The following is a 13,158-nucleotide window of genomic DNA, read 5'->3' as shown; positions in this document are numbered from 1 at the left end:
TTTGTTTGCAACGAGCTTTTTAATACTTTTATAAAACCAAAACCTCTTTTATTTTAAAATCAAATAAAATGAATCCCAAAGTTGATGCATTTATTAGTAATGCCAAAAAATGGCAGCTCGAAATAGAGCTATTGCGACTATTGCTTCTCGATTGCGGTCTAACCGAAGAATTCAAGTGGCGAAATCCTTGTTACACTTTTCAAGGAAATAATGTTGTTCTTATAGGTCTTTTTAAAGAGTACTGTGCGCTTAGTTTTTTCAAAGGGACTTTGTTACAAGACAGCAATGGTCTACTAAGTAAACCGGGAGAAAACAGTCAGGCAGTACGCTTCTTTAAGTTTACGAGTTTGCAAGAAATTCAAGAACTGAAACCCATCATAAAAAACTATATTTATGAAGCCATTGAGTTAGAAAAAGCGGGCTTGAAAGTGATTTTTAAAAGCAATACAGAACTTGAATTGGTGGCAGAATTACAAATTGCTTTAGACAAAAATCCTTCTTTAAAAATAGCTTTTAAAGCCTTAACGCCGGGACGACAACGAGCCTATAATCTGTATTTTTCGGCTCCCAAACAATCCAAAACTCGGGAAAACAGAATAGAAAATTACATTCCGCGAATTCTTGACGGAAAAGGATTCAATGATTGCATTTGTGGAATGTCTAAAAAAATGCCCACCTGCGATGGTTCACACAAATACATTCGAGGAGAAAATAAATGACAATCTGCGTAGTTATTTTAGGACCAGCCATAGCATGTTGTCCGCTATTTTAAAGCAACAAAACAATTAATTTAAAATATGAATAATGACTTCTGTTACAAATTCATACTTCCAAACAACTCACTTGCTGATTTTGTAGAAAATATTGGGATGTTTCACAACCAATCAGACAAACCAAAAGAAGTGATTCTAATGCCCGATGGAAGAGTTGATTTGTTTTTTATGCAATCGGAACTGACACCTTTTCAGATTGTACTTATCGGATTGGAAACGGTACCGGAACAAAGAATTATTCCACCGCACACACTTGCTTTTAAAGTTAGCTTTAGACCGCTTGGGGTGGAATATATTTTAAAGACTTCTATTGCTGATTTTTTAAACAGCGGAAAAAATCTGCCTCAAGACTTTTGGAATATCCACTCTGATGACTTAAAAGATTTCGATGCATTTCATACAAAAATAGTCCTAAAACTAAATGAATTTTTGCCTATCGAAATTGATGACAGAAAACGCAAACTCTTTGAATTGATTTACGCTTCAAACGGCGAAATAAAAATACAAAATCTTTCAGAAGAAATAGCCTGGAGCAGCAGGGAAATCAATCGTTATTTCAATAAACAATTTGGACTTTCGTTAAACACATTTTGTAAAATTTTACGATTCAAGGCATCCTTAGAGCATATTGCAAAAGGCAAACTTTTTCCGGAATTAAACTTCACAGATCAAACCCATTTTATAAAAGAAATTAAAAAATTCTCGGGTGTTGCACCCAGCGAATTACTAAAAAATAAGAATGACCGATTTATACTATTATCAGTTCTAAAAGAGCAATAGTTTTGTCCCGATCCAAAGCGGAACGGAATAAAATTAATCTAAAATTAAACGGAATGTTACTAGAAAATAAACAAGTCGCTATTATTGGCGGCGGTCCCAGCGGCCTTACCTTAGCCAGGCTTTTACAATTGCAGAACGTAAATGTAAAAGTGTACGAAAGAGATTTAAATAAAAACGCACGAGTACAAGGCTCACCGCTAGACTTGCATGACGAATCTGGTTTGGCAGCGATTCGTAAAGCCGATTTATTTAACGAATTCAAAAATAACTTTATGCCAGGTGCCGATAAAACACGCATCGTAGATGAACAAGCAACAATATTTTTCAGCAATCACGAAACGAATCTTGAGGAAGATTTTGACAATACCTATTTTCGTCCTGAGATCGACCGAGGTGTATTGCGAAAAATAATATTGGAATCCCTACAGCCTAAAACGGTGGTTTGGGACAGCCATTTTATTTCGATGGAAGCGCAAAATGGAGGCTGGTTATTGCATTTCAAAAACGGGTCATCGGCTTACGCAGATATTGTAATTGCTTCGGATGGTGCCAATTCTAAAATCAGACCATACATCACAGACATCAAGCCATTTTATTCAGGTATAACGATGCTTGAGGGCAATGTTTACCAATCCAAAAAAACAACACCTTACATCGATTCAATAATAGATGGTGGGAAAATAATGGCATTTGGAAATACAAAAAATTTACTACTTGGACAAAAAGGCGGTGGGGATCTTGGCTTTTATGCAAGCTTTAAAGCAGATGAAAATTGGGCTACAAATAACAGCCTAGATTATTCTGATAAAGTACAAATGTTGGAATGGTTTAAAAAAGAATATCCGGAATGGAGCAGTGTCTGGCACGAACTATTTGAAAATGTTGCAATACCTTTTATTCCGCGTCCCATTTATTGTATGCCCCTAAATCAAACCTGGGAAGCTTTGCCTAATTTAACAATGATTGGTGATGCCGCGCATGTAATGCCGCCTTTTGCAGGCGAAGGTGCAAATATGGCTATGCTTGATGCTTTGGAACTAAGTGAATATCTGACGTCTGATAATTATAATACAGTGCAGGAAGCCATTTCTATTTATGAACTCAACATGTGTAAACGAGCAGCAAAGGCAGCACAAGAATCACTTGAAAATGGTGAAAAGATGCACTCAAAAGATGCGTTGAAAACAATGTTGCATTTTTTTAGCGAACATTAAAAAAAGAGGTTCTGTGAAGTTTGCATGGACTCACTCCTACCCGTTCATAACTCCTACAGATTTCTTTTTAATACCAATTTCTAAATTCCTAATTTGCGCCCTTAAATTAGAAGGAGAAAATGAAGGTCTGTATTGCCGAGAAACCAAGTGTAGCACGCGAAATCGCATCCGTTTTAGGAGCCAATACCAAGCACGATGGGTATTACGAAGGCAATGGTTATCAGGTAACTTACACTTTTGGCCATTTATGCACCTTGAAAGAACCCAACGATTACAAACCCCATTGGAAAAGTTGGGACCTAAATAACCTGCCCATGCTTCCCGATAAATTTGAAACTAAAGTGGTGGAAAATTCGGGTATTCAAAAGCAATTTAAAATCATAAAAAGCCTGTTCGAAAAAGCCGAGTTGGTCATCAACTGCGGGGATGCCGGGCAAGAAGGAGAACTCATCCAGCGCTGGGTCATGAATGAAGCCCAGTACAAAGGCGAGGTAAAACGCTTGTGGATTTCATCCCTTACCACCGAAGCCATCAAAGAGGGTTTTGAAAACTTAAAACCATCCGCCAACTACGATAATTTATATTACGCAGGATTTTCCAGAGCCATTGGCGACTGGTTACTCGGTATGAACGCCACCCGTTTGTACACCGTAAAACATGGCGGGTACAAACAAGTATTGTCTATTGGACGGGTGCAAACTCCCACACTGGCCATGGTGGTAGACCGATTCAAGGAAATTGAGAATTTCAAGCCGCAACCGTATTGGGAATTACAAACTTTATACAGAGAGACGCTTTTTAGTTATGAGGAAGGACGCTTTTTGAAAAAAGAAGATGGTGAACTTCTCGCCAATAAAGTCAAGGAAAGCGAATTCGAAATTGTCTCTGTTGAAAAAAAGAATGGCAATGAGTTTGCTCCTAAACTATTTGATTTAACAGGTTTACAAGTATATTGCAATACCAAGTTTGGCTTTACGGCAGATGAAACGCTTAAAATTGTCCAAACTTTGTACGAACAAAAAGTAGTCACGTACCCCAGAGTCGATACCACGTTTTTACCAAACGATATCTATCCAAAAGTGCCCAGTATTCTGCAAAATCTGACCAATTATGCAGCGTTGACGCAACCACTTTTAGGAAAAAAGATTAAAAAATCGACCAAAGTTTTCAATGATAAAAAAGTAACGGATCACCACGCGATTATTCCAACGGGGATTCAAACCAATTTGCAATACAATCAGCAACAAGTCTATGATATTATTACAAAACGTTTTATTGCGGTGTTTTATGACGATTGTTTGGTAGCCAATACCACCGTAATAGGAAAAGCAGCTGATGTAATGTTCAAAACCACCGGAAAAGAAATCTTAAAAAAAGGATTTCGCGTAGTTTTTGAAGACCCAAATGCCAAAGAAAAAGAAGCCGATATATTGCCCAGTTTTGTTGTAGGCGAAAAAGGACCACATGAACCCTCGTTTTTAGAAAAGGAAACCAAGCCACCCAATCAGTTTACGGAAGCCACTTTATTGCGGGCTATGGAAACTGCGGGCAAACAAGTTGACGATGAAGATTTACGTGAATTGATGAAAGAAAACGGCATTGGTCGTCCATCAACACGAGCCAATATTATTGAAACCCTTTTTAGGCGCCAATACATCGTAAGAAACAAAAAACAGGTATTGCCTACTCCAACGGGAATTCAACTAATTGATACCATTCAAAATGATTTGGTAAAGTCGGCAGAACTTACGGGTTCTTGGGAAAAACAGTTGAAAGATATTGAAAAAGGAACGTTTACCGCCGCCGCGTTTATTAAGAACATGAAACGCATGGTAGAAGTCTTGGTGTATGAAGTACGGAGTGAAACCAGACGTGCCAATATTTCGCACGCAGGAAATGTCCAAAAAGAAGTGGCTAAAGTAGAGAAAAAGAAAGCAGCAGGGATTTTGGCGGAAGCCTGTCCCAAATGTAAAAAAGGAACACTAATAAAAGGAAAATCAGCTTATGGTTGTAGCGAATATAAAGCAGGTTGCACGTTTCTATTGCCCTATACTTTTGCGGAGAAAAAAATATCAGAGAACCAATACTTGCGATTGCTTCAAAAAGGATCTACGGTAAACTTGAAAGACTTCAAAACCGATGTCGGAACTGTGGAAGGTTTGCTTCGCTTTGATGAAAATTTTAAACTCAAATTAGAACCGAAGAAAACGGAAGCGAAAACAATACCAGACGAATTAGCTTGTCCGAAATGTCAAAAAGGAACGGTTCTGAAAGGGAAAACCGCTTATGGTTGCAGCCAATATAAATTAGGATGTGATTTCAAAGTTACCTTTGATGTGGTTAGAGCCAAATTAAAAGATCAAAAACCCACCAAAGAATTGGTTTATACTATTTTGAAAGAAAGTAAAAATGATTGCTGATTTGGGTTAATAAATTAGTAGATTGTCCATTTAAGAGGTCTATACTATCTTAGATCAAAAATCGTTAATCTAAAATCAAAAATCATTCTATTCTATTTTTTTATAATTTAGCATTTTAAAATAACATCATATATTTAAATAAATGTTTCAAAAAATAACTTTTACACTGCTTTTGTTAGCCCTTGTTTCCTGCAAAGAATCCGATTCAAATGAAAAAGATAAAATCAAAGCAGCACGCTGGCTACTGGGAAACTGGGAAAACAATTCTGCTGATGGAAATCTTTCCGAAACGTGGAAAAAAGTAAATGACAGCACCTTTCAAGCACAGTCCTACTTTATAAAAGAAAAAGACACTTTGCATTTTGAAACCATAACATTAAAACAAAAAGGAGAAGAATTGACTTACAATGCAGCCGTAAAAGGACAAAACGATGACAAACCGGTTTCTTTTAAATTAACAACTGCAACCGAGAAACAATTGGTTTTTGAAAATCCAAAACACGACTATCCTCAAAAGATCAGTTACACCCAAATTACACCTGACAGTTTGGTGGCTAAAATTTCGGGAATTCAACAAGGGAAACCAAGTTCAGAACAGTTTTCGATGAAAAAAACGAAGTAGAAATTCAATATTTCACACTCAAATCAAAACCTTGCTCTAGAAAAGCAAGGTTTTTTTGTTATGATATTCATACTGGTACAGTAGTCGGACTAGCTAAAAAAACAGTTGCTTTTTTAATCAGCTTACTGATTCCGAGCTTTCTTACATACGGATTCTACATTTGGTGGGGACGAAATAAAAAAAGAAAAAGTACAACAACTGCCAAGGCTTAAACTAATAAAAAAACAATATTGAAAGATTTAAAGTAGTTGTTTTAAACCTTTCAATATTTTTTATGTCTAAATAAGCACTCAAAAGAGTCCGTATTCTCTTCTGAGTTAAAAATAGTGCAGAACAGCATTAAGTAAATTTAAAAAACAACACAATAAAATTTACTCATAAAGGGTAAATTAATGATTGCTATTATACTATTTATTTTTACATTTGCGCTATTTTTATTTATTCTAAATAACCTGTCTTACCCAAGTAGTAACTACTGCTTAGCATTTAGACAAAAAACTAATTTGAATAACGTACCTATTAATAACAACCTTTATGAAGAAGAATCTTTTTATTTCTTTTGCCTTAGTCACCTCTTTATTTGTTAGTGCGCAGCAAAAAAACACACTTTTAGAGCAGTCATTTTGGAAAACAGCACCAGATGTAAACGCAGTTAAGGCTGAAATAGCAAAAGGAAACAATCCTTCCGAATCGAATGACAGATCATTTGATGCGGTGGTAATGGCTATTATGAATGATGCCCCGGCTTCGACAATAAAATTTTTATTGGAACAACCTGGAAACAGTGTAAAAAAACCGACTCACGATAATCGCATATATTTGCATTGGGCAGCCGGCAAAGGAAATTTAGAAATTATACAATACTTAATTGATAAAGGTTCGGATATTAATTTGGAAGACAGCCACAGTAGTTTTCCAGTTACCGCTGCAGCCAGTAGTGGTGTAAGCAATACGGCGGTTTATGAAGCTTTTTTTAAAGCCGGAATAGCCCCAAATAAAAAATACCAAGACGGTGCAAACCTATTACTTATGGCAATTTCATCAGACAAGAGCCTTGCCCTTTCCAACTATTTTGCAACAAAAGGAATGTCTCTTAAAGATGTGGACAACAATGGCAATACGGCTTTTAATTATGTAGCCAAAACAGGCAATGTACCTTTCTTAAAAACCTTATTAGAAAAGGGAGTGAAATACAATGACAATGCACTTATTTTTGCTGCGCAAGGTTCAAGAAGAGAATCAAATACAATAGAAACGTATAAATACTTGGTAGAAGATTTAAAAATAAAACCAACAGCTACAAGCAAGTCTGGAGAAACTGTACTTCATTTTCTGGCAAGCAAATCCAACCAAACCGAAATCATCAACTACTTCTTAGCTAAAGGAGTGGATGTAAATAAAGCGGATAACGAAGGAAATACTCCTTTAATGGTTGCAGCTGCTGCCAAAGAAACAGCTGCATTAGAACAATTATTACCAATTGTAAAAAACAACAATACACAAAACGGAAAAGGAGAATCGGCATTAACGATAGCTGTAAAGTCAGGAACTCCTGAAGCAGTAGCGCTACTTTTAAGTAAAGGTGCTGATGCTAAAGTTACTGACAAAGAAGGAAACAATCTGGCCTTTTACTTAATACAATCTTACAAACCGCAAATGGGAATGGGACGTGGACCAGAAGGAGCTAATGCACCAAAACAAGATCCTTTTGCTGCTAAAATAAAACTACTTCAAGACAAAGGATTAAACTTAGCCACTCCACAAAAAGACGGAAGCACACTATATCATTTGGCTATAATTAAAAATGATTTAGCTTTACTAAAGAAAATTGCCGATTTAAACATCGATATAAACGCAAAAAACAAAGATGGTTTAACAGCCTTACACAAAGCTGCCATGATTTCTAAAGACGATACTATCTTGAAATACTTGGTATCTATTGGTGCCAATAAAGAAATTACCACTGAGTTTGACGAAAGTGTTTATGTCTTGGCAAAAGAAAATGAGTCGTTAACTAAAAACAACGTATCTGTTGAATTTTTAAAATAAAATTATGAAATGAGCATGACCTTAAATTGGTCGCAAAAACCAATGAATATATGCGAATTCCATATTCCATTAAAAAACAAATATTATCTACATATGAAGTCAATACTAAAAATAAGCCTAACGGCTGTGCTACTATGCCTTTTATCTTTTCAAGCAACAGCACAAACCAGTAAATACAAATGCATGCTCCAAATGTCCAACTATATGGGAGAAGGCGCTTATATTGTGGTTTCACTTGTAAATGCCAAAGGCGAATATGACAAAACATTATATGTAATGGGTGACGATAAAAAATGGTACAAAACCCTTAAAGAATGGCATAAATTCTATTCTAAAAAACCTTCGGATATCAGTGCCAAAACAGGAGCTTCAGTAACTGGTGGTGACCGCAGCATAACCACCATAGAAATTGAAGATGCTAAAATCAACAAAGGGTATAAATTGCGATTTGAAACAGCAGTAGAAGATCATAAATATTACACCGCTGATTTAGAAATCCCTCTTACCACCCAAGGAATCGCTGAAAAAACAGAAGGTAAAGGGTATATTCGCTACGTAAGATTAAGCAAAATATAAAATAAACAGCTTTTGCATTAAACCATATAAGTCATATAAGCTTTTACAAAACGTAAAACTTATATGACTTATATGTTAAAATTTATTATCAATGACTCTTTCTTTTTGGCGTTACTCACACTTGGCTTTGGCTGTATTTTCTGCTGCATTTTTAGTATTGGCATCTGTAACAGGTACTATACTTGCATTTGATACAATTCAGGAGAAAACACCACCCTACCGAGTGGAAAATTTTGAAAAAATAACGCTGGGAGAAACCTTGCCTGTACTAAAAAAAAACTACCCTGAAATAACAGAATTAAGTGTTGACCACAATCAATTTGTAACCCTGCAAGGTATTGATCAGGAAGACAATGATGTCGATGCCTATATTAATCCCAAAACCGGAAAAATAATAGGCACACCCCTAAAAAAAAGTGACTTTATCCAATGGACTACAGCGCTCCACCGCTCTTTATTCCTTAAAGAAACCGGGCGTTTTTTTGTTGGTTTTATTTCCTTCTTGTTAGTATTGATTTCCATTTCGGGTTTCACTCTGGTTCTTAACAGGCAAAGAGGCCTACGCAATTTCTTTTCTAAAGTCATCAAAGACTATTTTGCTCAATATTATCATGTTGTATTAGGTAGATTGGCGTTAATCCCCATTCTGATAATTGCCCTTTCAGGAACCTATTTAACCTTGGAAAAGTTTAACTTTTTCATCGATAAAACAGATTCAGAAGAAAAAATCGAAATGGCAGCAACCACGCTTGTTTCAAAAAAAGATACTGATTCGTCCGCATTTAAAAACACGCTTCTGGCTGATGTTCAAAAAATTGAATTCCCTTTTTCGGATGATCCCGGGGAATATTATATTATTACATTAAAGGACCGAGAAATAGAAGTCAACCAAATTACTGGTGCAATAGTAAGTGAAACTCCTTTTCCAATGAGAACTTTAGTATCGGATTTGAGTCTTGATTTGCATACCGGGAGAGCAAGTATTTTATGGGCTATAATTTTAGCAATAGCGAGTTTAAATATTCTGGTTTTTATCTACTCCGGTTTTGCCATGACTTTAAAACGAAGATCGAGTCGCATTAAAAATAAGTACAAACCTGAAGACAGTACATTCATTTTACTGGTAGGTTCCGAAAATGGCAGTTCATTACTATTTGCCAATGCTATTCAGAAACAATTGCTTGCCAACGGAAAAAAAGTTTTCCTTACTGAATTGAATAACTATTCGGTTTATCCAAAAGCAAAACATCTTATCGTATTTACTTCAACCCACGGATTGGGTGACCCTCCTTCTAATGCAAGTAAATTTATAGCACTAATAAACAAAACAGAGCAACAGCAAAAAATCAATGTTTCTGTAGTTGGTTTTGGTTCAAAGGCCTATCCTGATTTTTGTGGTTTTGCGCGTGACATTGATGTCATATTGGCAAAACAAGATTGGGCGGAACCTTTATTAGAATTACAAACAGTAAACGACAAATCGGCTGAAGAATTTGTAGGTTGGGTAAAATTATGGAGTGCCAAAACGGGAATTCCTATTTCCTCCACTCCATCATTATACAATCATGTTCCAAAAGGTTTACAAAAGTTTATGGTACTCAATAAAACTGCCATTTCTGATACGGAACATACTTTTTTACTCACATTACGAGCTAGTATGAACGCTAAATTTACGTCGGGCGACCTCTTGGCTATTTATCCTGCAAATGACACACGAGAACGTCTCTACTCTATCGGAAATCATAACGGCAACATACAATTAGTGGTAAAACTGCATCCTTCTGGTTTGGGTTCAGGCTATTTATATGATGTTGAACCTGGTTCGATTATAAAAGCGAGAATACTCAAGAATGCTGCTTTTCACTTCCCGAAAAAAGCATCCAAAGTGGCGCTAATTTCAAATGGAACCGGTATTGCTCCCTTTCTGGGAATGATGGAGCAAAATAAGAAAAAAACAGCAATTCATTTGTATTGTGGTTTTCGAAAAGCAACTGAAACTGTTTTAGGATATGAAAAATTTGCAGCTGAAATGATTCAAAAACAGCATCTTAAAAGTTTTCATGTGGCATTATCTCGCGAAGCGAACCATCATTATGTAATGGATCTAATCAAACGAGATGCTGATTTTTTTATAGATTTGCTAACACAAGGAGGCGTTGTAATGATTTGCGGTTCGCTTGCCATGCAAAAGGACGTAGAATCTGCCCTTGATACACTTCTTACCCAAACAGCTTTAAATGTTTCAGATTATAAAGTCAATGGACAAGTGCTAACGGATTGTTATTAGTATAAATTAATCACTTGAATTATGTTATTTTGTCATTTCGACGAAGGAGAAATCGCATAACGAGAGCAACTAATGAGATTTCTCCTTCGTCGAAATGACAAATTGATACTTTTAAATTCTAATATGATAGCTAAACACCAATTTCTATTTCTCTTCTTAATTGCATGTACCTTCACAAGCAACAGCCAAATCTTACGAAAAAGAACCACCTTACTTATGGGCGGTCGATTTGACATTACCATTGTGGCAAAGGATTCGCTATCGGCAGAACAAAATATAGACGCTGTTATTGCAGAAATTACACGAATCGAAAATTTGATATCCGACTGGAAACCGGACTCACAGGTATCCGAAGTGAACCAAAATGCGGGTATTAGACCTGTGAAAGTGGATAAAGAAGTTTTTGAATTAACGCAAAGAGCGATTTCGTTTTCTGAGGCAACCAACGGCGGTTTTGATGTCAGTTTTGCGGCAATGGATAAAATCTGGAAATTTGATGGTTCCATGACAACGATGCCTTCGGCGGAGGCCATTCAGAAATCGGTTGAAAAAGTGGGCTATAAAAATATAATCTTGGATAGTGTTCAATCCACCATTTTTCTGAAACTAAAAGGGATGAAAATTGGATTTGGTGCATTAGGAGAAGGGTATGCCACTGATAAATGCCGGGATATGATGCTTGCAAAAGGGATTAAAGCCGGAATTATAAACGGTTCAGGAGATATGAGCACCTGGGGAAAACAGCCTAACTGCAACCCTTGGAATATCGGCATTACGAATCCCTTTAATCCTGAAAAAATTTTAGCCGTCGTTCCGTTAGAACAAGATGCTGTAACCACTTCGGGAAGCTATGAAAAATTTGTTTTTTTTAACGGCAAGCGCTACTCACATATCATCAATCCTGCTACAGGCTATCCTGCTACAGGATTATGTAGTGTGACGGTTTTTGGGCCTAATGCAGAAACGGCAAACGGATTGAGTACTTCGTTAATGGTTTTAGGAAAAACAGCAGGGCTCCTTTTGCTAAACAAATACCCTGGGTATAGTTGTTTAATGATTACCGACGAAGGAAAAGTAGTGAAATCAAAAAACTTCCGAATTAAAAAATTCAAAGCCCGGTTTTAATTACTCTAAGTTTTAACTTGAGAAATAATATTATTCTCACAAAGACAAACTTAGTATTTGTGACACTGAATAGTTAATTTCAATGCTCCTTTTTTGAAATAAATTTTACAAATTAAATATTAATCTAAAAATCTGTGCTAATCCTTTAAATACGGAGTAAAAAAAATTTAGCGCACAAAACGGACATTTAGATTATTCCTTTAACAAAATTTAACATAAAAAAGACCTTTAAACTCTTTTTAGAGACAGAATTTCACAATTTATAGAGCCCAAAAAACAACATCTACAAGAGAAAGACACAGAAACAAGGAAGTTATCTACAAAAAAATAAACATAAAACACTGAATAATAATTAATTAAATATATTTTTAACATATTATTAATATTTATTCTAAATAAGTTTTGTTAAATCAAAATCAGATTATACATTTGCGTTTTTATTTTTAATTATTCCAAATAAATGAATCAAAAATACTTTTTAATTGGTTTTATTACTGCGATAATGCTATCCAGCTGTACCGATGATTCCGAATATGTGCCCGTTATTAGCAATAAAACAGCAATTGGAAAACTGATTTTTTTTGATAAAAACCTCTCCAATCCAATCGGTCAAGCTTGTGCTTCTTGCCATGCGCCAGAAACTGGCTTTAGTGATCCTTTGCATAGAGACATTTCAGAAGGAGCTGTAACAGGAACATTCTCGAACATCAATTCTCCAAATTTAGCTTACAATGTATTTTCTCCGGAGCGTAGCTATAATACAACGGATGAAACTTATATTGGTGGACTTTTTCTTAATGGACGATCTCCAAACCTAAAGGAACAGCTCATTCATCCCTTTATTGGTGGAGTAGAAATGAATAATGGCACTATTGCAAATGTCGTTTCCAAGATAAAAAACGCCTCTTACTTTTCTGAAATAGAAAAAGAATACGGAGTAGCAAAGACCGACGAAGAATTAATGTCTTATGCTGCCGATGCTTTAGCCGTTTTTGAAACATCTAAAGAAGTGAATTCATTTACCTCAAAATTTGATTATTTCGCTAAACAATTAATAAAATTTTCAGATACGGAAAAGAAAGGTTTAGCCATTTTTCAGGGTAAAGGAAAATGTGCACAATGTCACATTTTAGAGCCAGACGAAAGAACAGGTAAAATTTTGTTTACGGATTTTAGCTATGACAATATAGGAGTACCCAGAAACGAAAAAAATCCATTTTATAACCAATCAACAGCTGTAAATCCTGCAGGAGTGAACTTTATTGATTTGGGCATTGGCGGTGTCGTTTCACAACCCGAACACAATGGAAAA

Annotated in this window: 11 protein-coding genes; all 11 read left to right on the top strand. The window is 35.8% G+C overall.

Annotation, left to right across the window (positions count from 1 at the left end; translation table 11 throughout):
• The first annotated feature begins 68 nt into the window (after window positions 1–68).
• Complete coding sequence (locus tag ACM55H_RS17210) at window positions 69–719, top strand: DUF1801 domain-containing protein (RefSeq protein WP_416837683.1); 651 nt, start codon at window positions 69–71, stop codon at window positions 717–719.
• Between the two features lie 78 nt (window positions 720–797).
• Complete coding sequence (locus ACM55H_RS17205; protein WP_416837682.1) at window positions 798–1,553, top strand: helix-turn-helix domain-containing protein; 756 nt, start codon at window positions 798–800, stop codon at window positions 1,551–1,553.
• Window positions 1,554–1,606: 53 nt separating this feature from the next.
• Window positions 1,607–2,767, top strand: a complete 1,161-nt coding sequence (locus ACM55H_RS17200; protein ID WP_416837681.1) for an FAD-dependent oxidoreductase — start codon at window positions 1,607–1,609, stop codon at window positions 2,765–2,767.
• 119 nt (window positions 2,768–2,886) lie between these two features.
• The gene (locus ACM55H_RS17195; RefSeq protein WP_416837680.1) at window positions 2,887–5,187 is read left to right on the top strand and encodes a DNA topoisomerase 3; all 2,301 of its coding nucleotides are present in this window, start codon (window positions 2,887–2,889) and stop codon (window positions 5,185–5,187) included.
• Between the two features lie 142 nt (window positions 5,188–5,329).
• A complete protein-coding gene (locus tag ACM55H_RS17190; RefSeq protein WP_416837679.1) occupies window positions 5,330–5,809 on the top strand; it encodes a DUF6265 family protein in 480 nt (159 codons plus the stop codon).
• A gap of 2 nt (window positions 5,810–5,811) precedes the next feature.
• Entirely contained in the window at window positions 5,812–6,021 is a 210-nt protein-coding gene (locus ACM55H_RS17185) for a PepSY domain-containing protein (RefSeq protein WP_416837702.1), read from the top strand.
• A 322-nt stretch (window positions 6,022–6,343) separates the two neighbouring features.
• On the top strand, window positions 6,344–7,858 hold the full coding sequence (locus ACM55H_RS17180; protein ID WP_416837678.1) for an ankyrin repeat domain-containing protein: 1,515 nt from the start codon (window positions 6,344–6,346) through the stop codon (window positions 7,856–7,858).
• Between the two features lie 93 nt (window positions 7,859–7,951).
• Entirely contained in the window at window positions 7,952–8,434 is a 483-nt protein-coding gene (locus ACM55H_RS17175; RefSeq protein ID WP_416837677.1) for a DUF2271 domain-containing protein, read from the top strand.
• A gap of 91 nt (window positions 8,435–8,525) precedes the next feature.
• Window positions 8,526–10,721, top strand: coding sequence for a PepSY domain-containing protein (locus tag ACM55H_RS17170; RefSeq protein WP_416837676.1), 2,196 nt, complete (start codon window positions 8,526–8,528; stop codon window positions 10,719–10,721).
• 123 nt (window positions 10,722–10,844) lie between these two features.
• On the top strand, window positions 10,845–11,846 hold the full coding sequence (locus ACM55H_RS17165) for an FAD:protein FMN transferase (protein WP_416837675.1): 1,002 nt from the start codon (window positions 10,845–10,847) through the stop codon (window positions 11,844–11,846).
• Between the two features lie 460 nt (window positions 11,847–12,306).
• A partial coding sequence (locus ACM55H_RS17160; RefSeq protein ID WP_416837674.1) for a cytochrome-c peroxidase occupies window positions 12,307–13,158 on the top strand: 852 nt, incomplete at its 3' end.

The sequence above is a fragment of the Flavobacterium cryoconiti genome, assembly GCF_048158645.1.
Classification (GTDB): Bacteria; Bacteroidota; Bacteroidia; order Flavobacteriales; family Flavobacteriaceae; genus Flavobacterium; species Flavobacterium cryoconiti.
This window is presented reverse-complemented; position numbering and strand designations above follow the sequence as displayed.

Coding starts and splice junctions, on each gene's coding strand:
- ACM55H_RS17210 (WP_416837683.1), top strand. CDS start 69: ATGAATCCCAAAGTTGATGCATTTATTAGTAATGCCAAAAAATGGCAG.
- ACM55H_RS17205 (WP_416837682.1), top strand. CDS start 798: ATGAATAATGACTTCTGTTACAAATTCATACTTCCAAACAACTCACTT.
- ACM55H_RS17200 (WP_416837681.1), top strand. CDS start 1,607: ATGTTACTAGAAAATAAACAAGTCGCTATTATTGGCGGCGGTCCCAGC.
- ACM55H_RS17195 (WP_416837680.1), top strand. CDS start 2,887: ATGAAGGTCTGTATTGCCGAGAAACCAAGTGTAGCACGCGAAATCGCA.
- ACM55H_RS17190 (WP_416837679.1), top strand. CDS start 5,330: ATGTTTCAAAAAATAACTTTTACACTGCTTTTGTTAGCCCTTGTTTCC.
- ACM55H_RS17180 (WP_416837678.1), top strand. CDS start 6,344: ATGAAGAAGAATCTTTTTATTTCTTTTGCCTTAGTCACCTCTTTATTT.
- ACM55H_RS17175 (WP_416837677.1), top strand. CDS start 7,952: ATGAAGTCAATACTAAAAATAAGCCTAACGGCTGTGCTACTATGCCTT.
- ACM55H_RS17170 (WP_416837676.1), top strand. CDS start 8,526: ATGACTCTTTCTTTTTGGCGTTACTCACACTTGGCTTTGGCTGTATTT.
- ACM55H_RS17165 (WP_416837675.1), top strand. CDS start 10,845: ATGATAGCTAAACACCAATTTCTATTTCTCTTCTTAATTGCATGTACC.